Source organism: Mitsuokella sp. oral taxon 131 str. W9106 (genome assembly GCF_000469545.1).
Taxonomy (GTDB): domain Bacteria; phylum Bacillota; class Negativicutes; order Selenomonadales; family Selenomonadaceae; genus AWVT01.
Map to the genome: position 1 here is coordinate 46,228 of NZ_KI273067.1, position 20,393 is coordinate 66,620.

At 58.1% G+C, this 20,393-nt stretch carries 18 protein-coding genes; 15 read left to right on the forward strand and 3 right to left on the reverse strand.

What is annotated here, in order from left to right:
• Positions 1-8: 8 nt before the first annotated feature.
• The 5 genes from HMPREF1985_RS09360 (at position 9) to HMPREF1985_RS09380 (ending at position 6,588) form a co-directional block, all read left to right on the forward strand.
• A complete protein-coding gene (locus HMPREF1985_RS09360) occupies positions 9-1,217 on the forward strand; it encodes an acetylornithine transaminase (RefSeq protein WP_021772356.1) in 1,209 nt (402 codons plus the stop codon).
• 107 nt (positions 1,218-1,324) lie between these two features.
• The gene (gene argF, locus HMPREF1985_RS09365; RefSeq protein ID WP_021772357.1) at positions 1,325-2,275 is read left to right on the forward strand and encodes an ornithine carbamoyltransferase; all 951 of its coding nucleotides are present in this window, start codon (positions 1,325-1,327) and stop codon (positions 2,273-2,275) included.
• A 5-nt stretch (positions 2,276-2,280) separates the two neighbouring features.
• Positions 2,281-3,492: an argininosuccinate synthase gene (locus HMPREF1985_RS09370; RefSeq protein WP_021772358.1), complete on the forward strand. Its 1,212-nt coding sequence runs from the start codon at positions 2,281-2,283 to the stop codon at positions 3,490-3,492.
• Positions 3,489-4,910: an argininosuccinate lyase gene (gene argH, locus HMPREF1985_RS09375; RefSeq protein ID WP_021772359.1), complete on the forward strand. Its 1,422-nt coding sequence runs from the start codon at positions 3,489-3,491 to the stop codon at positions 4,908-4,910. The genes HMPREF1985_RS09370 and argH overlap by 4 nt, the downstream gene beginning before the upstream one ends.
• Positions 4,911-5,070: 160 nt before the next feature.
• Complete coding sequence (locus HMPREF1985_RS09380; RefSeq protein WP_021772360.1) at positions 5,071-6,588, forward strand: CoA-acylating methylmalonate-semialdehyde dehydrogenase; 1,518 nt, start codon at positions 5,071-5,073, stop codon at positions 6,586-6,588.
• A gap of 74 nt (positions 6,589-6,662) precedes the next feature.
• On the opposite strand, the gene ppk1 is transcribed toward HMPREF1985_RS09380, so the two are convergent.
• Entirely contained in the window at positions 6,663-8,726 is a 2,064-nt protein-coding gene (gene ppk1, locus HMPREF1985_RS09385; protein ID WP_021772361.1) for a polyphosphate kinase 1, read from the reverse strand.
• Between the two features lie 32 nt (positions 8,727-8,758).
• The gene (locus HMPREF1985_RS09390; RefSeq protein ID WP_231385191.1) at positions 8,759-10,303 is read right to left on the reverse strand and encodes a Ppx/GppA phosphatase family protein; all 1,545 of its coding nucleotides are present in this window, start codon (positions 10,301-10,303) and stop codon (positions 8,759-8,761) included.
• 242 nt (positions 10,304-10,545) lie between these two features.
• Between HMPREF1985_RS09390 and rimP the strand changes: the two genes are divergently transcribed.
• From rimP to HMPREF1985_RS09440, 10 genes are all read left to right on the forward strand, one after another.
• On the forward strand, positions 10,546-10,998 hold the full coding sequence (gene rimP / locus HMPREF1985_RS09395) for a ribosome maturation factor RimP (protein ID WP_040637581.1): 453 nt from the start codon (positions 10,546-10,548) through the stop codon (positions 10,996-10,998).
• Positions 10,999-11,036: 38 nt separating this feature from the next.
• Positions 11,037-12,188 (forward strand): transcription termination factor NusA, encoded by a 1,152-nt coding sequence (nusA, locus tag HMPREF1985_RS09400; protein ID WP_040637582.1) that lies wholly within the window; start codon positions 11,037-11,039, stop codon positions 12,186-12,188.
• Positions 12,185-12,457 (forward strand): RNase P modulator RnpM, encoded by a 273-nt coding sequence (gene rnpM, locus HMPREF1985_RS09405; RefSeq protein ID WP_021772366.1) that lies wholly within the window; start codon positions 12,185-12,187, stop codon positions 12,455-12,457. Before nusA ends, rnpM begins: the two co-directional genes overlap by 4 nt.
• A gap of 4 nt (positions 12,458-12,461) precedes the next feature.
• On the forward strand, positions 12,462-12,791 hold the full coding sequence (locus tag HMPREF1985_RS09410) for a L7Ae/L30e/S12e/Gadd45 family ribosomal protein (protein WP_021772367.1): 330 nt from the start codon (positions 12,462-12,464) through the stop codon (positions 12,789-12,791).
• Between the two features lie 27 nt (positions 12,792-12,818).
• Positions 12,819-15,404, forward strand: a complete 2,586-nt coding sequence (gene infB / locus HMPREF1985_RS09415; protein WP_021772368.1) for a translation initiation factor IF-2 — start codon at positions 12,819-12,821, stop codon at positions 15,402-15,404.
• Between the two features lie 30 nt (positions 15,405-15,434).
• Positions 15,435-15,806 (forward strand): 30S ribosome-binding factor RbfA, encoded by a 372-nt coding sequence (gene rbfA, locus HMPREF1985_RS09420; RefSeq protein WP_021772369.1) that lies wholly within the window; start codon positions 15,435-15,437, stop codon positions 15,804-15,806.
• Positions 15,803-16,747: a DHH family phosphoesterase gene (locus HMPREF1985_RS09425; RefSeq protein WP_021772370.1), complete on the forward strand. Its 945-nt coding sequence runs from the start codon at positions 15,803-15,805 to the stop codon at positions 16,745-16,747. Before rbfA ends, HMPREF1985_RS09425 begins: the two co-directional genes overlap by 4 nt.
• Positions 16,747-17,628 carry a tRNA pseudouridine(55) synthase TruB gene (gene truB, locus HMPREF1985_RS09430; protein WP_021772371.1) on the forward strand — a complete coding sequence of 294 codons (882 nt, stop codon included), beginning with the start codon at positions 16,747-16,749 and terminating at the stop codon, positions 17,626-17,628. The genes HMPREF1985_RS09425 and truB overlap by 1 nt, the downstream gene beginning before the upstream one ends.
• Before the next feature lies 1 nt (position 17,629).
• Positions 17,630-18,556: a bifunctional riboflavin kinase/FAD synthetase gene (locus HMPREF1985_RS09435; RefSeq protein WP_021772372.1), complete on the forward strand. Its 927-nt coding sequence runs from the start codon at positions 17,630-17,632 to the stop codon at positions 18,554-18,556.
• A 104-nt stretch (positions 18,557-18,660) separates the two neighbouring features.
• Positions 18,661-19,227, forward strand: coding sequence for a hypothetical protein (locus tag HMPREF1985_RS09440; protein WP_021772373.1), 567 nt, complete (start codon positions 18,661-18,663; stop codon positions 19,225-19,227).
• A gap of 221 nt (positions 19,228-19,448) precedes the next feature.
• Here HMPREF1985_RS09440 and HMPREF1985_RS09445 read toward each other — a convergent pair whose 3' ends face one another.
• Positions 19,449-20,288 carry a transglycosylase domain-containing protein gene (locus HMPREF1985_RS09445; protein ID WP_021772374.1) on the reverse strand — a complete coding sequence of 280 codons (840 nt, stop codon included), beginning with the start codon at positions 20,286-20,288 and terminating at the stop codon, positions 19,449-19,451.
• Positions 20,289-20,393 lie beyond the last annotated feature (105 nt).

Sequence of the window (20,393 nt, forward strand, 5' to 3'; positions counted from 1 at the left end):
GAGAAACTATGAGCGCAACAGAACAGCAAATTTTCGATACGGATGCGAAGGACTACCTGCCCGTGTTCAACCGCTACAGGATTGTCCTCGATCATGGCGAGGGCGCCTACGTTTGGGACATCACGGGAAAGCGATACCTCGACTTCCTCGGCGGCATTGCCGTCAACGTGCTCGGCCACGGCTACAAGCCGCTTGTCGACGCAGTCGCAAGACAGGCGGGAAAGCTCATCCATGTATCGAACCTCTATTACACGGAGCCGCAGGCAAGCGCTGCGGCAAAGCTCGTCAAGCTCAGCGGCCTTGACCGCGCATTCTTCGGCAACTCCGGCGCCGAGGCGAATGAGGGCGCGATCAAGATCGCGCGCAAGTACGCGCATCGGACGGATCCCGGCAAGTCGGAAATCTTAACGGCATGGGACAGCTTCCACGGCCGCACGCTCGCGACTCTGACGGCGACGGGACAGCCGAAGTACCACGAGGGATTCGGCCCGCTTCCCGCAGGCTTCGATTACATCCACTACAACGACATCGAGGAGCTCGAGGCGAAGATCAGCGATAAGACGGCAGCCGTCATGCTCGAGACGATCCAAGGCGAGGGCGGCGTCCATACGCCAAAGGGCGACTACCTCCAGAACGTTCGCGCGCTCTGCGACAGGCATCACGCGCTCCTCATCTTCGATGAGATTCAGTCGGGCATCGGCCGGTCGGGTGCGTTCTTCGCCTACGAGAAGTACGGCGTGAAGCCCGACATCGTCACGCTCGCGAAGGGGCTTGCGGGCGGCGTGCCGATCGGCGCGTTCGTCGTCACCAACGAAGTCGCGAGGGCGTTCCATGCGGGCGACCACGGCACGACGTTCGGCGGCAACCCGCTCGCGTGCGCGGCGGCGAACGTCGTCCTCGATACCGTGCCGAATCCGGCGTTTCTCGCACGCGTCGAGCTGCTCGGCATGTACTTCAGGAAAAAACTGGAAGGCTTGCAGAAGAAGTACAGGGAATTTCTCGTCGACGTGCGCGGCACGGGACTCCTGCTCGGCGCGGAACTCGCCTCGGCGCAGCATGGGCGCGACATCGTGAATGCGTGCCTCGCGGAAGGCGTGATCATCAACTGCACGGCGGGCAAGGTGCTTCGCTTCATCCCGCCGCTCATTATCACCGAGGCACAGATCGACGAAGTCATCGCGACCCTCGACAAAGCAATTTTCAATTATGCAAGATAGTCGTATAAGTATACATCATTCTTTTGGGATTCCCTTCACAGGCACAAGGAACTGATGTATAATAACAAAAGCATGCACCGTGCTTTGTGCATAGAGGAGGCGTTTCTATGCTGAAAGGGAAGGATATGTTATCCATCCATGACCTTTCCGTGGACGAGGTAGAGGAGATTCTCTCCTTCGCGAAAGAGCTTAAGGCCATGCAGAAGGCGGGCGTCACGCACCATCTTCTTGCGGGCAAGACGCTCGGCATGATTTTTGAAAAGTCCTCGACGCGCACGCGCGTCTCGTTCGAGACGGGCATGTACCAGCTCGGCGGACAGGCACTTTTCCTATCGAACCGCGATCTGCAGCTCGGACGCGGCGAGCCGATCAAGGATACGGCACGCGTGCTCTCGCGCTACCTCGACGGCATCATGATCCGCACCTATGGGCATGACTGCGTCGAGGAGCTCGCCGAGTGGGCGGATATCCCCGTCATCAATGCGCTCACGGATCTCCTGCACCCGTGCCAGGCGCTCACCGATCTTCTGACGATCCGCGAGCACAAGGGGAAAGACCTCAAGGGACTCAAGATGGCGTACGTCGGCGACGGCAACAACATGACGAACTCCTACATGTACGGCTGTGCCAAGACCGGCATGACGTTCGTCGCGGCAACGCCCGCAGACTACCGTCCCGATGCGACGGTCACAAAGCAGGCGGTCGAGGATGCGAAGGCGACGGGCGCGCGCATTTCGCTCGTCACCGATCCCAAGGAAGCCGTAAAGGATGCCGATATCGTCGTCACGGACACGTGGGCGAGCATGGGGCAGGAAGCGGAGCACGACGCGCGCAGGAAGATTTTCGCGCCGTACCAAGTGAACCGCGAGCTGCTCGCGGGCGCGGATAAGCGCGTCATCGTCATGCACTGCCTGCCCGCCTACCGCGGCGAGGAAATCACCGAGGAAGTCCTTGAGGCGAACGCGGATGTCATCTTTGACGAGGCGGAAAACCGTCTCCACACGCAGAAAGCCATCATGGCGCTCACGATGGGCGACGGACCAATAGAAAAGGGGTAATTATCATGGGTCAGATCAAGAAAGTCGTACTCGCATACTCAGGCGGTCTCGATACCTCCGTCATCATTCCTTGGCTCAAGGAGCATTACGACGGCTGCGAAGTCATCGCCTGCTGCGCGGACATCGGACAGGGCGAGGAGCTTGCGCCCGTGCACGACAAGGCACTGAAGTCCGGCGCATCGAAGGTGTTCATCTGCGACCTCACGGAGGAGTTCCTGACGCAGTACGTTTGGCCGACGCTCAAGGCGGGCGCCGTCTACGAGGACAAGTACCTGCTCGGCACGTCATTTGCACGCCCGATCATCGCGAAGAAGCTCGTCGAGATCGCGAAGCAGGAAGGCGCGGATGCCATCGCGCACGGCGCGACGGGCAAGGGCAATGATCAGGTCCGCTTCGAGCTCACGGTCAAGGCGCTCGCGCCACATATCCAGCTCATCGCGCCGTGGCGCGAATGGGAGCTCGATTCGCGCTCTTCGGAAATCGCGTATGCAAAGAAGCACGGCATCCCCGTCGCGGAGGACAACAAGACATACTCGATGGATCGCAATATATGGCACCTTTCGCATGAGGGCTCTGATCTTGAGGATCCGGCAAACGAGCCGAAGGACAGCATGTTCCTCATTGCAAAGGCGCCGCAGGACGCACCGGACAAGCCCGAATACGTCACGATTGATTTTGAAAAGGGGGAGCCCGTCGCCGTCAATGGAAAGAAGATGGGCGCAGTCGAGCTTTTGACCACGCTCAACGGGATCGGCGCCAGAAATGGCGTCGGCATCGTCGATATCTGTGAGAACCGCCTCGTCGGCATGAAGTCGCGCGGCGTCTACGAGAACCCAGGCGGCTCGATCCTCTACTACGCGCACCGCGAGCTCGAATACCTCTGCCTCGACCGCATGACGTACCACTACAAGCAGCAAGTCGCGATCCGCTTCGGCGAGCTCGTCTACGACGGCATGTGGTTCTGCCAGCTCCGTGAGGCGCTCTCCGCCTTTGTCGACAGCACGCAGCAGACGGTCACGGGCACGGTAAGGCTCAAGCTCTACAAGGGCAATATCATTTCGGCAGGCTCGAAGAGCCCGTACTCGCTCTACAGCAAGGAATTCGTCACGTTCGAGCATGACGATGTCTACAACCAAGCGGATGCGACGGGCTTCATCAACCTCTTTGGCCTGCCGCTCAAGGTTCGCGCATTGATGCAGGAGAAGACGAATCCATGAGTGAGGCAATGTGGGGCGGTCGCTTCAGCAAGACGACGGATGAGAGGATCAACGAGTTTCAGGCGTCCATTGCATTTGATCGGCGCATGTATCAAGAGGATATAGCAGGATCGATTGCCCATGCGAAAATGCTTGCGAAATGCGGCATCCTCTCGGAAAAGGATCGCGATGCCATCGTTCACGGGCTTCAGGATATCCGTGCGAAGATCGAGGCAGGGGACTTCGATTTCTCCGTCGCGCTCGAAGACATTCACATGAACATCGAAAAGCGTCTGACGGACGCGATCGGCGAGGCGGGCGGACGTCTCCATACGGCACGAAGCCGCAACGATCAAGTCGCACTCGACACGCATCTCTACGTGCGACGCGAAGTGCTCGCCGTGCAGAAGGAAATCGTGAATCTCCAGCAGGCGCTCGTACTGGCGGCAGAGCAGTACAAGGATGTCATCATGCCGGGCTACACGCACCTGCAGCGCGCGCAGCCGATTCTCTTTTCGCATCACCTGCTCGCTTACTACGGCATGCTCGCACGTGATTTCGCACGCTTCACAGGCGTTTACGAACGGGCGGACATCATGCCGCTCGGAGCGGGTGCGCTCGCGGGAACGACGTTCCCCATCGACCGCGCATTCGTGCAGAAGGAGCTCGGATTTGAGGCCATCTACACGAACAGCATCGACGCGGTCAGCGACCGCGATTACATCATGGAGTTCCTCTCTGCGGCTTCCATCCTCATGGTTCATCTCTCACGCCTTTCGGAGGAGACGATCCTTTGGTGCAGCCGGGAATTTTCTTTCATCGAGCTCGATGATGCGCACTGCACGGGTTCCTCGATGATGCCGCAGAAAAAAAACCCCGATGTGTCGGAGCTCGTGCGCGGCAAGACGGGACGCGTCGTCGGGCATCTCATGGCGATGCTCACGACGGTCAAAGGCCTTCCGCTCGCCTACAACAAGGATTTGCAGGAGGACAAGGAAGGAATCTTCGACGCGATCGATACGGTGAAGTTCAGTCTTTCCGTCTACGCCCGGATCGTGCGTGGCATGAAGGTCCGCGCAGACGTCATGAAAAAGGCGGTCACGGAGGATTTTTCCAATGCAACCGATCTCGCGGACTACCTCGTCAAGAAGGGCATGCCGTTCCGCAAGGCGCATGCCGTAGCAGGGCAGGCCGTCCACGACTGCATCGCAAGGGGCATCTATCTCGAAGACATGCGCATCGAGGAGTTTCAGAAGCTCTCGCCGCTCTTCGATGCCGATATCAAAGAGGCGATTCGTCCGGAGACTTGCGTCAGGAACCGCAATTCTCTTGGCGGCACGTCGTACGACCAAGTCGCCTGCCAGCTCGGTCTCGCCAAAAAACAGATCGAAGCGGAACATGAGCGCATTTCGCTCGCCTTGCGAAAGCAAGCCGTGTAGGCGTATAAGAAAGGGAAGAACCGAGCAGTTTCGCTCGGTTCTTTCGCGTTTTGAGCATATTTCATCTTTATTTTATTGACAGTAGGATTCGCTATCCTTATACTATCAAATGGGTTAAGGTTATTTTTGTCGAATGTCTTGATGAACAGGAGGCTGTAAGATGGCTGAAGCAAAACGCATGGGATATTGCATCGGCGGCGAGTGGAAGCAGTCCGCGACAGGAAAGTACATGGAAATCACGGATTCCAGCACAGGCGAGGTCATTGCAGAAGTGCCGAGCTGCACGCTTGCAGAATGCGAGTCGGCGATTGACGCGGCGCAAAAGGCATTTCCCGCTTGGGCGCGCATGTCGATGGCAAAGCGCGTCCAATATCTCTTCCGTTGGCGTGATGTCCTTTACGCGCATAAGGAAGAGCTCGCTGTTCTCTGCGCAAAGGAGCTCGGCAAGAATTTGAATGAAGCGCGCGGTGACGTGCAGAAGGCAATCGAGCCGACGGAAGAGGCCTGCGCGGCACCGATGCTCATACAGGGCGATGCGGCGATGCAGGTCACGACGAACTACGATACGGCTTCGTACCGTTTCCCGCTCGGGGTCGTGGCAGGGATTGTGCCGATGAACTTCCCTGCGATGATCCCATGGGGATGGATGGTCCCGCTTGCCATCGTGTGCGGCAATACGGTCGTGCTGAAGGCAAATAGCAATACGCCGTTGACTTCCATGCGCATGCTTGAACTTTTCTACGAGGAGGCGGGTTTCCCCGCCGGCGTCGTGAACCTCGTGACGACGAGCCGCAAGGAGGCGGAGGCATTCCTGACCGATCCGCGCGTGAAGGCCGTCACCTTCGTTGGCACGACGGGCGTCGGCAAGCATATCTACTCCGTCGCTGCAGCGCACGGCAAGCGCGTGCAGGCGCAGTGCGAGGCAAAGAACCATGCGCTGCTGCTGGCCGATGCGGATCTTGAGGCCTCGACGAACGCCATCATCAACTCGACGTACGGCTGTGCGGGCATGCGCTGCATGGCGCTTCCTGTCGTCGCCGTCGAGGAAAGCATCGCGGACGACTTCGTGGCACTGCTGAAGCAGAAGGCAGAGGCAATGAAGATCGGCTGCGCCTACAAGGAGGACACGGTCCTTGGGCCTGTCGTTTCTGCACAGCATCAGAAGAAGGTATTTGACTGGATTCAAAAAGGTGTCGATGAGGGCGCGGAGCTCGTTCTCGACGGACGCACGGCATGCGTGCCGGGATACGAGAAGGGCTTCTTCGTCGGGCCGACGATTCTCGACCATGTGAAGCCCGGCATGACGGTCGGCGACTGTGAGATTTTCGGCCCGGTCACTTCCATCAAGCGCGTCAGGAATTACGAGGAAGGCATTGCCATCATGAATGCGAATCCGTTTGCAAACGGGTCGAGCATCTTTACGAGCAGCGGCTACTATGCGCGCCGTTTTGTCATGGATACGGACGGCGGCATGGTCGGCGTCAATGTCGGCATTCCGGTCCCGAGCGCATACTATCCGTTCTCCGGGAACAAGGATTCGTTCTTCGGCGACCTCCACGTCCTCGGCAGGGACGGCGTGCACTTCTTCACACGCGCAAAGACGGTCACGACGCACTGGTTCGATGACAAAGCCGCAAAGCGTGCCGTCGGAACATGGGAAGGAAGCACGGAACAGTAAGCGCTTCCTCTGTCCGAAGTCCCATAACCATGAAAAGAGAGTGCCGCCAGCATGCATTTGCCGGCGGCACTCTCTTATCCGAGCACGGCGCCTTTTCCCGCTGTCTCCTTCAGCAGATCCTGCGCCGCGATGGCTTCGCTTCCCTTGCGGCAGGCGGCGCGCACGTAGGAGCCGTCGGAGCGCATGAGATATGCCTTGCGGTTATCCCGCAGGTAGGCCTTCAGGATGGCGCGAAGCCGCTTTTTGTGCGCTTTGTCTTCGACGGGGACCATGAGCTCGATGCGGCTGTTGAGGTTGCGCGGCATCCAGTCCGCGGACGAGATGTAGATCTTGCTCGCACCGCCGTCCCGGAAGTAGGTGATGCGGCTGTGCTCAAGGAAGCGCCCGACGATGCTGCGGACGCGGATGTTCTCGCTGACGTCCGGGAGTCCCGGACGCAGCACGCAGATGCCGCGCACGATGAGATCGATGCGGACGCCTGCCGCCGAGGCTTCGTAGAGCTTCGCGATGATGCCTTTGTCGAGCAGCGCGTTCATCTTCGCCGCTAGGTATGCCTTCTCGCCGTGCTTTGCGTGTTCGATCTCGCGATCGATCCCTGCGAGGATCGTCTCGCGGAGGTTGAGCGGCGCGACGATGAGCTTGTTCCATACGGGCGGGTCGCTGAATCCCGAGAGAAAATTGAAGAAGCCCGAAGCATCGATACCGATTTCCGTATCCGATGTAAATAGGCCGATGTCGGTGTAGATCTTTGCTGTCGATCCGTTGTAGTTGCCCGTCGCGAGATGGCAGTAACGACGGATGCCCGTCTCTTCGCGGCGAATGACCATCGTGATCTTCGAATGCGTCTTGAGCCCCAAAATGCCGTAGATGACGTGGCAGCCTGCCTCTTCGAGGCGGTGTGCCATGAGGATGTTGTTCTCCTCGTCAAACCGTGCCTTGACTTCCATGAGCACCGTGACTTCCTTGCCGTTTCGTGCGGCTTCTTCGAGCGCGGCGATGATCGGCGAACGGCTGCTCACGCGGTAGAGCGTCTGCTTGATGGCCAGCACGTATGGGTCGCTCGCCGCCGTGCGGATGAAGTCCTCGACGGTTTGGAAGCGCTCGAATGGATGGTGGACGAGAATATCGCGCGTGCGGATGGCGTCCCAAATGCTTGCCGCACCAAGCCGAGCAAGCTCGATGGAAGGGACCGGCGCAAACGGCGCATAGCGCAAAGGATCGAATCCTTCGAGATTCGCGAGCGCGGAGAAGAAAGCACAGCCTAGCGGTCCTTCGCCTGTATAGATATCGGATTCCTGCAATTCGAGTTCCCGCTTTAGGAACGCGCGCGTCTCATCCGATGCGGAGCCGGCGATTTCAAGGCGGACGGCAGCGCCTTTCTTGCGGCGCTCGAGGGATTTTTCGACCTCGACGAGAAGGTCGTCGGCATCCTCGCGGATCGTGAGATCGGCGTCACGCGTGACGCGAAATGGCGTCGTTTCGAGGATCTCATAGCCTGTGAAAAAGCGTACGGCAAAGTGGCTCAGAATGTCTTCGAGGCAGAGGAAGCGCGGCGCACCGGGCAGCTTGACGAGGCGGTCGAGGACAGGGGCGGGGACGGGCAGGATCGCACGGCGCGTTTCCGATTCGCCTGCACGCCTGAGCCGTACGGCGAGATTCAGGCTCTTGCTCGCGAGAAAGGGGAAGGGGTGCGTGGGATCGAGTGCCATTGGCGTGACGATGGGATAGATTTCGCACTCGAAGAACTCCGTGAGCCAAAGCAGCTCTTTCGCGTCTATCGCATTGGGGCGGGTGATACGGATGCCTTCTGCTTCGAGCGCAGAGAGGACGCGTGCGAGGCAGCGATCAATCGCGTGCATCTGCTCGTGTGCGCGATTTGCTACGGCATCGAGCTGCCCCTTCGGCGTGAGCCCGCTGATATCGCGGTGCGGCGTCTCGCTTGCGAGCAGATGCTTGAGACCTGCGACGCGGATCATGAAGAACTCATCGAGATTGGAACAGGCGATCGCGATGAAGCGCAGGCGTTCGAGCAGCGGATTCGATGCATCTTTCGATTCGCGCAGTACGCGGTGGTTGAACGCGAGCCAGGTACATTCGCGGTTGAGATAATAGTCGGATCTTTTGAAGTCGATGTCCATCGTCGTTCCTCCTTGCGGAATGGGCAGGCTGGTCAGGCTCGCTGCAAAATGGGCGTGATGCCGAAGATTTCCCGAAAGAGCACGGAAGCGCGGTCAAATGTCCAGCGGATCAGTGCGATGTCATCCTCCGAACGATACGTGAGGAGGAGTGCTTCGCGCGCGAGACGGGCGTTCTTTATCGTGAGCTTGTCGCGGTGGCCTTGGTCGAGTGCGTCGGCGAGGCGCAGGATGGCGCAGCACTTGTCCACGACGATTTTCTGCTCGCGCGTGAGAAGCTGGTAATGGGTGTCGCGATGATCGGGGTTTTCCTTTGCGTAGTAGTAGCAATTTGAGGCGATGATTTCCTTTTCCGCGTCCGTGATGCCGAAAAAATCGGAGCCCAGTACCGTCTGCCATGTGTGAAGCGCGTAGTTGCGGAGGTTGATGAACTTGCCGGTCTCGTGGAGAATCGCGCTCATGCGAAGCAGCATGCCGTGGCGCTCCGATAGACCGTGAATGGACTGCAGCGCTTCGAAGATGCGCACGGCAAATGTTTCGACGCGCTCGTCGTGTGCGAGATTGCAGCCGTAGCGCATGGCGACACTGCGCGCAAGGTCGAGGAGCAGGATGTCCTGTTCGCGCATGGCGTGCGGCGAGCAGAGGAGCGCGCCGGCGTACGTCGCATAGGCCTGGAGAAACGGCGTGTCCATGACGCGAATGGAATCGATCTGAATCGTGCGGATTGTCTCGTCGTATAAGAGAAGCGTCGGCAGCAGGATGCTCGCAAGCCGCTCGGAGAGCGAGAAGGTGCGCATGAGCTTCTTGACGGTGAGCGGAGCAAGACCTTCGAGGAAGGTGCGGAATGTTTCCGGGGCGATGGCGTGCGGCTCATTGGCGTCTGCGGGGATGAGGCGATGCGCAAGAACGCGCGATTCAAAGCCCGTGAGGACGAGTGTGTGGATCTTTGCGCGCGCGATCGTAGGCCAAAGCGGTGAGAGTGCAGCGTGGAGGTAATCGCGCATGGCGGAGGGGAACATGACATCGGAGCGCTCCTTTTTCGTGAAGTGTTCGAGGATGCTGAGCCTTCCGCTCGCGGCGTTGCGCTGAAAGAGGATACGGCCGCTCTTCCAGCCCGTGAAGGCGAGACCGCCTGATGTGACGTCGAGCAGCAGGAGAGGGCGCTTTCCAATGGTTTTGTCCCTCTTTAACCGCTGATGAAGCGCGAAAAATTTGTAGTACGTTTCTTCTGTGAGGCCGGCGACGTGGAACGAGAAGCCTGTGCGCAGGCGCAGGAGGTCGAGTATGCCGAGACTGTTCTCCGCTTCGCGCACGACCGTCGTCGCGATCGGGTAGACGGTCTCGATGCCGTAGTCGGCAAAGAGCTGGCGGAATCCTTGCAGGATCGTGCAGAGCGCGTGGATGGAGGCAAAGGAGAGACGGTGCGCGTGCAGCACTTCCTCGCCGAATGTCGTTTCCTTTTGCACGGACTCGATGATCTCGACATCGGTCGGCGTGCGCCAGCTCACGATGGCGGCACTCGTCCGAATGGAGCCGATATGCACGACGCCGAACGTAGGGGATGGTTTCATGGCATTCATGGCAAGCATCCTTTCCGAAAAGGTAGAGAAAGGCAGGGGACTTGTTTTAATTATAGCAAAATGTTTGCTTGGAATGAACATGGCAAACAAATTTTGGCAGGACGTTTACAAGACGTGGGTTTTATGCTAAACTAGGACTATCAATATGAAGTGTTTATGGAAGAGTGGGTGCGAGCCCACTCTTTCATCTTATGTGCAAGGAATGGCGCGGCGACGCCGCGCGAGATGGTAGGAGTGGGGCTATGGCAAGACAACAAGTAGAAGACGCAGTGGAAGCGATCGTGCGCGAACTTCTAACCGGACAGGAGGAAATCGAGCTCGTCGATGTCGAGTACGTCAAGGAACACGAATGGTATCTTCGCGTCTACATCGACAAGAAAGGCGGCGTCGATATCGAGGACTGCCAGGATCTCAGCGAAAAGCTCGGAGCGCGTCTTGACGCGGCAGATCGCATCGCGGAGAGCTACATCTTGGAAGTCTCGTCTCCCGGAATCGACCGTGTGCTAAGGAAACCGCGCGACTACGCGCGCGAGATGGGCAAGGCGGTTGATGTCACGCTTTACGCGGCAAGGGATGGAAAGAAGCAGATCACAGGCAGGCTCACGGCATTTGCAGATGGCGTCCTGACGCTCGACGGCAACGTGACGATCCCGCTTGCAGATGCGGCGCAGGTGCGGCTGCACATCGATATTTGAAGCAAGGCCATTTCATGCGATTTAGGAGGATTAGTACGTTGGCAAGGAAAACGACGAAGGCGAAGGCGAAGGCGACGGATCCGGGGCAGGAGTTTCTCATGACCCTGCGGGAACTCGGCAAGGAAAAGGGCATTGACGAAGAGGTGCTGTTCGAGGCGATCGAGGCAGCGCTCATTTCCGCCTACAAGCGCAATTTCAGCGCGAAGGAGAACGTCAGTGTGACGCTCTCGCGCGAGACGGGGCATTATCACGTTTACGCGCTCAAGCAGGTCGTCGAAGAGGCCGAGAACGACATCACGGAGATATCGCTCGCCCGCGCACGCGCGATCAAGCCGGACTACGAAATCGGCGATGAGATCGAGATCGAGGTCACGCCAGCTGACTTCGGACGTGTCGCGGCACAGACGGCAAAACAGGTCGTCGTGCAGCGCATTCGCGAAGCGGAGCGCGGCATCATCTACGAAGAGTACATGGAACGGGAGAGCGACATCATCACGGGCATTGTCCAGCGCGTCGAGAAGGGCAATGTATTCGTCGATCTCGGCAAGACGGAGGCGATCTTGACGCCGAGCGAGCAGATTCCGACGGAGAACTACACGCACGGCATGCGGATCAAGGCTTTTGTCGTCGAAGTCAAAAAGACGAACAAGGGACCGCAGATCGTCGTTTCGCGCACGCATCCGGGCCTATTGAAGCGCCTCTTTGAACTGGAGGTTCCCGAGATCCAGGAAGGTGTCGTCGAGATCAAATCGGTCGCGCGCGAACCGGGCAACCGCTCGAAGATCGCCGTTTGGTCGAAGGATGAGAACGTCGATCCCGTCGGCGCGTGTGTCGGTCATCGCGGCATGCGCGTGCAGGCGATCGTCGACGAGCTCGGCAGCGAGAAGATCGATATCGTAAAGTGGAATGAGGACTCGGCGACGTACATTGCCAATGCGCTCAGCCCAGCGAAAGTCGTCTCGGTCGCGGTCAATGAGGAAGAACGCGTCTCGCGCGTCGTCGTGCCCGACTACCAGCTCTCGCTTGCCATTGGCAAAGAAGGGCAGAACGCACGTCTCGCAGCGAAGCTCACGAGCTGGAAGATCGACATCAAGAGCGAGACGCAGGCAGCGGATGAAGTGCTCGACGACAGCATGAACGAGGTTTCCGTCGTCACCGAGGAGTCCTTCAGCGCGGAGGGTGAGTCATGAAGGCGAAGAGAATCCCGGAGCGGTTCTGCCTCGGCTGCCAAGAAAGCCGTCCGAAAAAGGATCTTCTGCGCATCGTGCGCAGCCCGGAGGGCGAGTTTTCCGTCGATGTGACAGGCAAGAAGGCAGGACGCGGCGCGTATATATGCCGAAGCATGGCGTGCTTGGAACGGGCGAGGAAGAGCCGTGCGCTTGAGCGTTCCTTCAAGTCTCCCATTGCGCCCGTTGTCTACGATATGCTCGCAAACGAACTAAAAGGGCTGGAGGGCTAAGAACGTGACGGAATTGGCGGAGGCCAAGGTGAAAAATATCCTCGGCATGGCGCAGCGCGCGAGACGGATTGCATCAGGCGCATTCGCCGTCGAACAGGCAATGCGCGGGAAGAAGGCAGCATTTCTTCTCATCGCGGCAGACGCTGAGGATGAATCCAAACGAAAGTACAGGAAGCTTGCTGCAGAATGCGGCGTTCCGCATGCTGAGGCGCTGACGAGGGAATCGCTCGGCGGCTGCATCGGCAAGGAATACCGAGCGGCGGCGGCACTTCTCGACGAGGGCTTTGCAAAGAAGCTGCAAGGTCTCCTCGCGATAGACGAAGCGAAAGAGTAGAAGGAAGAAACAGTCGGGGGTGGATTGATGTCAAAATACAGAGTTTATGAGTTGGCAAAAGAATTCCATGTGGACAGCAAGGCGGTCATTGACATACTGAGCCGCAGCGGCGTCAAGGCGGCAAACAACTTCTCGAGCGTCGACGAGAAGACGTATGCGGCATTAAAGAGCGCGTTCGCGAAAAAAAACGCAGCGAAAGAGGCTGAGAAGGCGAAAGAGGAGAGGGAGCGCCAGCAGCGCATGATCCAGTCTGCGGATGGGCGCCCGGAAAAGATGCGGAGCAGGACGTACACCTACGCGCACAAGGTGGAAAAGCACGAGGCGAAGCCTGCGCCGGCGAAGCGGGAGGAAAAACCGGCTGCCGTGCGTGCGGAAGTGGAAACGCAAGAGAAGCGGGAGCAGCGCGTGGAAAAGCGTGCGGAGAATCGGACAGAGATCCGCATGGAAAAGCGCAGCGAGAGCCGCGCTTCACATCGTACGGAAGAACGCCCGCAAGGCGGCGCAACCCGCATGAAGCCTGCCTCTGCGCAGAGCGCGGCAGGCCGCGGCGGAGAGAGGCGCCGCACGGATGGCAGCGGAAGCGCGCGTCCGGCAGGCGGCAGTGGCCGTATGGGGCGCAATGATCGAAACGACCGCAGCGAGCGCAGCCGGAATGGCGGACGCAATGCGCGCGGCGTGAATGACCGCGGACGCGGCGGTAGGGGCAATGACCGAAATGACCGCAGCGCGCGCCGCGGCGGACGCGGCGGAAAACGCGGCCAGCAGCCCGTCCAAAAGGTCGAGATCGCACGTCCGAAGCACATCAAGCTGCCCGAAAGCATTGCCGTAAAGGATCTTGCCTCGAAGATGAGCTACACGGCGGCCGAGGTCATCAAGAAGCTCTTCATGATGGGCGTCATGGCGACCATCAATCAGGAAATCGACTTCGACACGGCAGCGCTCGTTGCGTCCGAGTTCGGCGTTACGGCAGAGGAACTGCCGCCGGAGGTCGACCCCACGGAGATCCCCGAAATCGAGGACGATCCGAAGACGCTTGAGCTTCGTCCGCCTGTCGTTACGGTCATGGGACATGTCGACCACGGCAAGACGTCGCTCCTCGACTGCATCCGCAAGACGTCCGTCTCGGCTCATGAAGCAGGCGGCATCACGCAGCATATCGGCGCGTATCAGGTCATCGCATCCGGGAAGAAAATCGTGTTCCTCGATACGCCGGGACATGAGGCATTTACGGCAATGCGCGCGCGCGGTGCACAGATCACGGATATCGCGATCCTTGTCGTCGCGGCAGACGACGGCGTCATGCCGCAGACGATCGAGGCGATTTCCCATGCGAAGTCGGCAGATGTGCCCATCATCGTCGCGATCAATAAGATCGATAAGCCGGGCGCCAATCCGGACCGCGTCAAGCAGGAACTCATGGAGCACGGCCTCGTGCCGGAAGAGTACGGCGGAAATACGATCATGGTCCCCGTCTCGGCAAAGAAGCAGATAGGCATTGACGATCTGCTCGAGATGGTCCTCCTCGTCGCCGAGGTCAAGGAGCTCAAAGCAAACCCGAACCGCGATGCGCGCGGCGTCATCGTCGAGGCGAAGCTCGACAAGGGACGCGGCCCTGTCGCGACGGTGCTCGTGCAGAACGGCACGCTGCGCATCGGCGATTCGATCGTCTGCGGCACGACGTTCGGCAAGGTCCGCGCGATGCTCAACGACCGCGGCGGCAGCGTCAAGAAGGCGGGACCGTCCGTTCCCGTCGAAATCCTAGGACTGAATGACGTGCCGGAGGCTGGCGACATCCTCGCTGTGCTCGAAGAGAAGCAGGCGCGTTCGATCGCGGAAGCCCGTCAGGGACGTCAGCGCACGAAGCTCATAAAGGCGAAGAAGGTCTCGCTCGACGATCTCTTCCAGCAGATTCAGGAAGGGGATATCAAGGATCTCAACATCGTCGTCAAGGCGGATGTGCAGGGCTCGGTCGAAGCACTCAACAGCTCGCTCCTCCAGCTCAACAAGAATGACGAGGTTCGCGTCTCGATCGTCCATTCGGGCGTCGGCTCGGTAAACGAATCGGACGTCATGCTCGCGACGGCGTCGAATGCGCTCATCATCGCGTTCAACGTGCGCCCGGATGCCAATGCGCGCAAGCTCGCTGACACGGAGAACATCGACATCCGCACGTACCGTGTCATCTACGATGCGCTCAACGATGTCAAGGATGCGATGAGCGGCATGCTCAAGCCGAAGTATAAGGAAGTCGTTCAGGGACGCGTCGAGATTCGGCAGGTCATGAAGTTCTCGAAGGCGCTCGTCGCAGGCTCCTATGTTCTCGACGGCAAGATCTGCAACAACTCCAAGATCCGAATCCTGCGCGACGACGTTGCGATATTCGACGGCGAGATCGACTCGCTGCGTCGCTTCAAGGACGAAGTTAAGGAGGTCACAGCCGGCTATGAGTGCGGCATTTCGATCGTCGACTTCAAGGATTTCCAGGAAGGCGACATCATCGAGCCGTACACGATGGAGGAGATCGCTGTCACGATTACGGACGCGAACAAAGCGGCTGCAAAGAAGCGTGAGGAACAGGAGAAGGCAGCGAAGGAGACCGAGGCCGAGGCGTAGGGAAATGCGCAGCAAAGGAGGCGTTTGCCAATGAGCCAGCTTCGTGTGGAGAAGGTTCAGGAGCTGATGAAACAGGAGATCTCTGAGATCATCCTGCGCGAGCTCAAAGATCCACGCATCGGATTCGTTACCGTGACATCCGTCGAATGTACGGGCGACCTGCGTGAGGCGAAGATCTACGTGAGTCTGATGGGCGATGAGAAGGACGCAAAGGAATGCTGGGCGGGGCTTATGAGCTCGCTCGGCTTTATCCGCCGCGAGATCGGCAAGCGCATCCGCCTGCGCTTTACGCCGGAGCTTACGTTTGCACTCGACAAGTCGCTCGACTACAGCGCGCGTATCCAAGAGCTTCTGCTCAAGGTGCGAAAAGAGGCGGAGGAAAAGGAAGGGCAGTCCGTATGAACATGACGCTAGCAGAAACGGCGGGGAAGCTGCTTCGTGCGCAGAACGTCGTCCTGACCGCACATGTCAATCCAGACGGCGATGCGATTGGCTCCTCGTTGGGGCTCATGCATCTTTTGCGCGGGCTTGGCAAGGAGGCTGCCGTTCTTTTGGATGACGATGTGCCAAAGGCGTTTTCGATTCTGCCGGGGTACGAGGCGATCCAGCGCCCAGAGGGAGAGCGAAGCGCCGACCTTCTCGTCATTCTCGATACGGCACCGGATCGTATCGGCGGCGTCGCGAAGTGCGTACAGGCAGATGCGTGCATCAACATCGACCATCATCGCACGAATGCGGCGGAAGGGGACACGTATCTCGCGCCCGACCGTGCGGCGACGGCAGAAATCGTCTACGAGCTTGCAAGCGAGATGAAGGCGGCGTTTACGAAGGACTCGGCGCTCTGCATCTATACGGGGCTTGCAACCGATACGGGGTTTTTCCGCTACTCGAATACGACGGCGCGCGTCATGCGTGCGGCGGCACATCTCATGGATTGCGGCGCAGAGCCCCATATCGTATCGGAGGCACTCGAACAAAAGCCGTACCAGATGATCTGCGATACGGCGGAAGCGCTTCAGCACATCGAACGTTTTGCAGATGGCCGTGCGGCAGGCATTTTCCTCGATCATGAAACGACGGAGCGCATGGAATCCACAGAAGGCTTCATCGACTTCGTCCGCGTCATCGAAGGGGTCGATGTCGCCGTTCTTCTGAAGGCAAAAGAAGAGAAGCTATGTCGTGTGAGCATGCGCTCGAAGGGCACAGATGTCAGTGCGATTGCAGCTTCCTTTGACGGTGGCGGGCACATGCGTGCAGCAGGATGCACGCTCAAGATGGGGTTTGATGAAGCGAAGAAAAGGATCATGGCGGCGATTGCAGACAGGCTTGAGGGGGAAAGTTGATGGACGGATTCCTCGATCTCTTAAAACCCCCCGGCATGTCGTCCCACGACGCCATCAACATCGTCCGAAAGATACTCAATAGGAAGCGCGTCGGCCATGCAGGGACACTCGACCCTGCGGCGGCCGGCGTGCTTCCTATTGCCGTCGGGCAGGCGGCACGCCTCGTCGAGTACTTGGAACTCGCCGATAAGTCGTATCGCGCCGAAATCCGCTTTGGGATTGCAACAGACAGCGGCGATGACACGGGCGAAGTGATGGAGCGCATGACGGATTTCGTACTTCCGGGTGAAACGGCGATTCGCGCTGTGCTCGCGCAATTCACGGGACAAATCGAGCAGGCACCGCCGGCGCATTCTGCGATCAAGATCCGGGGCAAGCGTGCCTGCGATCTCGTGCGGCGCGGCGTCGCCGTCGAGATTCCGACACGTACGGTAGCGATTCATCGCCTAGCTCTTTTGGCACGTCATGAGGATCGCATCTTGATTGATGTGGACTGCTCGAAAGGCACGTATATACGGAGCCTTTGTGCTGACATCGGGAAGGCTCTCGGCATCCCTGCGACGATGGCATTTCTCGTGCGTACGCGCGTCGGCGATTTTTCGCTCGAAGACGCGCATACGATCGAGGCACTTCGCGATTTGGGTGAGGCGGCAATCCTTGCGCCTGAGAACTATCTGAGCCATATTGAACGATACGATCTTGCACCGCATCGAAGCAGGGCGTTTCAAAACGGCCTAGCGACGAACGAGCGCAGGAACCTGCCGCATGGGGAAACGTTTCGCGTCTACAGCGAGGGATTGTTCCTCGGCATGGGACGCTACGACCGCGAGGAAAAGGCCATCGTGCCGACCAAAGTTTTTTTATGGGAGGCGGGACGATAAGATGCAGGTCTATGCAAAATGGACTGACCTGCGCGCACGCGCGCCCATCGCGGTTGCGCTCGGCATGTTTGACGGCGTGCACATCGGCCATCAGCGCATCGTGCATCGCGCAGTTGAACTCGCAAAAGCGGAGGGCGGCACGAGCGTTGTCTTTACCTTCCGCAATCATCCGCTCTCGGTGCTCGCACCGCAGAGCCTGCCGCTGCAAGTCGGCTCAAATGAACTGCGTGAGCAGGTTTTGGCGTCATTCGGCGTCGATATCCTGCTCGCCATCCCATTCACGCGCGAGCTCGCGCAGCAGTCGCCGGAGGAATTCCTCGCCATGCTTCGGCGCTACCTCGCGCCGCATTATGTCGTGACGGGTCCCAACTATACCTTTGGGAAAAAGGGGAAAGGCACACGGCGCATGCTCCTTCGGCTCGGAGCAAAATACGGATTCCATGCTGAAATCTGTCCGGCCGTCCTGCGCGATGGACGCCCCGTCAGCAGTACGCGCATCCGCGCCCTGCTAAGCAAAGGGGATCTTGCGGAAGCGAATGCCTTACTCGGCAATCCGTTTTCCTTTATCGGACGCGTCGTGCACGGCGAACGACGCGGTCGGACACTCGGCTTTCCGACGGCGAACCTCATGATTCCCGATACACAGGCGATGCTGCCGAACGGCGTTTACGCCGCACATGTCTATTTGGATGGAGGGAAGCTTGATGGTCTCGTCAATATCGGCAACAATCCGACATTTGAAGGAGATACGCGCCGCATCGAAGTCCATATTCGCGATTTTGATGCGATGCTCTACAATAAAGCCATACGCGTCGCATTTCTTCAAAAGCTGCGTGAGGAGAAGAAATTCGCCTCTGCAGAGGAACTCGTCCGTCAGATCCAAAAAGACCGCCTTGCAGCAGAGACCGTATGGGCACAGATGGGATAAAGATTTCGTCAGTTTTTGTGGCGCGGCGGCGAAAAATAGTGTAGAATAGGACGAGTAAGCCATAATGTACCTCGATTTGCAACAATGAAAGGCGGTTTCGATTCATGAAAAAAATGCTTCAAATGATGGTGCTCATGTGTGTCATTGTACTGGGCACGCAAGTCGCGTTTGCAAATGCAGACAAGGAAACATTGCAGGAGGGAGCAGACATTACCTCGATTCATCGACTGGCTGTCGGACTGCCGCTTTATATGCAGAATGATGAGAAGGCACCGACTCTCGATATGCTCAAGCAGATTGCCTACGATTCCAGCCGCGTGGCACGCAGCTACGTCGTATCCTACGATGCGGTGGCAGAGGGGATCAAGGCCAAGAACAACGTGGATATCACCTCGCTCGATCGCCGCCAGGCAGCAAAGCTATTCAAAGAAAACGTGGGCGATTACGCGGATGCTTACGTCATTCTGACCGTTGCGAACAACAGCCGCACGACGTTCTTCTTCGACGTCTACAAGGCAGGCTCGAATGACCTCCTCTATACGTACGAGATCCGCGCGAACAGCAGTGAGGCTAATACGGCCGCGACGTACACGAACCTCTGTGAGCAGTTCTACAAGCATTTCGAGCGCGCCGCACAGGAGCAGCAGAAGGCAAACGCCAAGAAGAAGTAAGTCCCCGGCGTCTTGAGAGATGGGATGCGAATCCATCAGCAACGCGCCATGGAGCAAGCAAAAAGCCCGTCCGTCCCCCTTGCCTTGGCCAAACATGTTCTTGACATGAGGCTGGCAAGGGGACGGGCGGGCTTCCTTTATGAAATGATGGATCTGCGTCGATCTCTATGCACATCGATCTATTCCGCTAGGGAATCACGGATAAAATGAAGCTCGTCATATCAGCGCTTCCCTAGGTAAATCGGCTTGATTTTGGCATCCTCTGCCTGTGCGTTCCCAATCGCTCCCGTGCGCACCATTGCATCGAGCACGATAAATTGCCGCTTCTTCGCCATCATAAAATCGACGTAAGGAGAATAAAGAGAAGGCGCATTGGGAAGTCCTGCGAGCATTGCTGCTTCTGCGAGATTCAGTTCGCGCGGGGATTTTCCAAAGTAGCCGTAGGCGGCATCATGTATGCCATAGAAATTCGAACCGTAGTAAATCGTATTGAGGTAAAGCTCAAGGATTTCGTCCTTGCTGTAATTCGCCTCCATATCGAGTGCAAGCAAAAATTCCTCTGCTTTGCGTCCGAATGAACGCTCGTGCGAAAGAAAGAGATTCTTGACGAGCTGCTGCGTAATCGTGCTCGCGCCTTCTTCGATTTGTCCGTATTGCAGATTGACGAGCGAGGCGCGCATAATGCCCTCCACATCGAATCCGTGATGTGTGTAAAAGCGTGTATCCTCGACCGAGATGACCGCATCTTTTAGTTCCGGCGCTATGTCGTCGATCCGCACATAACGACGGTCACGATGGATTCGGCTGTTGACCTCGCGCTTCAAAAAAATGACGCGGGAGAGACGGTCCATCACAGAAATCTCGCGCGCATCGCCCGCTTGCTGGCTCGCGGGAAGCTCTTTGGGCTTCACGGGAAGAAAATCTCCTGCATTCTGCCAAGTGCGTGGGGAAAAGAGGGAAGAACCGCCTGCCATCAAAAACGCAAGAATGAAAATGATGACGAGTGCAAAGAGAATCTTTACGAGACGAGAGAATCTTCGTCGATTTGCCTTTTTTTTCATAGTGACAACAAGCTCCCTTTTATAATCCTTGCTATTATAACACGAATATGACACGGGACTGAAAAATATCTTGAAACTTTTTTCAAAAAGGTATTGACAGGGGGA

What these genes read in the sequence shown, in the direction of transcription:
- HMPREF1985_RS09360 (WP_021772356.1), top strand. Translation starts at nt 9, where the DNA reads ATGAGCGCAACAGAACAGCAAATTTTCGATACGGATGCGAAGGACTAC.
- argF (WP_021772357.1), top strand. Translation starts at nt 1,325, where the DNA reads ATGCTGAAAGGGAAGGATATGTTATCCATCCATGACCTTTCCGTGGAC.
- HMPREF1985_RS09370 (WP_021772358.1), top strand. Translation starts at nt 2,281, where the DNA reads ATGGGTCAGATCAAGAAAGTCGTACTCGCATACTCAGGCGGTCTCGAT.
- argH (WP_021772359.1), top strand. Translation starts at nt 3,489, where the DNA reads ATGAGTGAGGCAATGTGGGGCGGTCGCTTCAGCAAGACGACGGATGAG.
- HMPREF1985_RS09380 (WP_021772360.1), top strand. Translation starts at nt 5,071, where the DNA reads ATGGCTGAAGCAAAACGCATGGGATATTGCATCGGCGGCGAGTGGAAG.
- ppk1 (WP_021772361.1), bottom strand. Translation starts at nt 8,726, where the DNA reads ATGGACATCGACTTCAAAAGATCCGACTATTATCTCAACCGCGAATGT.
- HMPREF1985_RS09390 (WP_231385191.1), bottom strand. Translation starts at nt 10,303, where the DNA reads ATGAATGCCATGAAACCATCCCCTACGTTCGGCGTCGTGCATATCGGC.
- rimP (WP_040637581.1), top strand. Translation starts at nt 10,546, where the DNA reads ATGGCAAGACAACAAGTAGAAGACGCAGTGGAAGCGATCGTGCGCGAA.
- rnpM (WP_021772366.1), top strand. Translation starts at nt 12,185, where the DNA reads ATGAAGGCGAAGAGAATCCCGGAGCGGTTCTGCCTCGGCTGCCAAGAA.
- infB (WP_021772368.1), top strand. Translation starts at nt 12,819, where the DNA reads ATGTCAAAATACAGAGTTTATGAGTTGGCAAAAGAATTCCATGTGGAC.
- rbfA (WP_021772369.1), top strand. Translation starts at nt 15,435, where the DNA reads ATGAGCCAGCTTCGTGTGGAGAAGGTTCAGGAGCTGATGAAACAGGAG.
- HMPREF1985_RS09425 (WP_021772370.1), top strand. Translation starts at nt 15,803, where the DNA reads ATGAACATGACGCTAGCAGAAACGGCGGGGAAGCTGCTTCGTGCGCAG.
- truB (WP_021772371.1), top strand. Translation starts at nt 16,747, where the DNA reads ATGGACGGATTCCTCGATCTCTTAAAACCCCCCGGCATGTCGTCCCAC.
- HMPREF1985_RS09435 (WP_021772372.1), top strand. Translation starts at nt 17,630, where the DNA reads ATGCAGGTCTATGCAAAATGGACTGACCTGCGCGCACGCGCGCCCATC.
- HMPREF1985_RS09440 (WP_021772373.1), top strand. Translation starts at nt 18,661, where the DNA reads ATGAAAAAAATGCTTCAAATGATGGTGCTCATGTGTGTCATTGTACTG.
- HMPREF1985_RS09445 (WP_021772374.1), bottom strand. Translation starts at nt 20,288, where the DNA reads ATGAAAAAAAAGGCAAATCGACGAAGATTCTCTCGTCTCGTAAAGATT.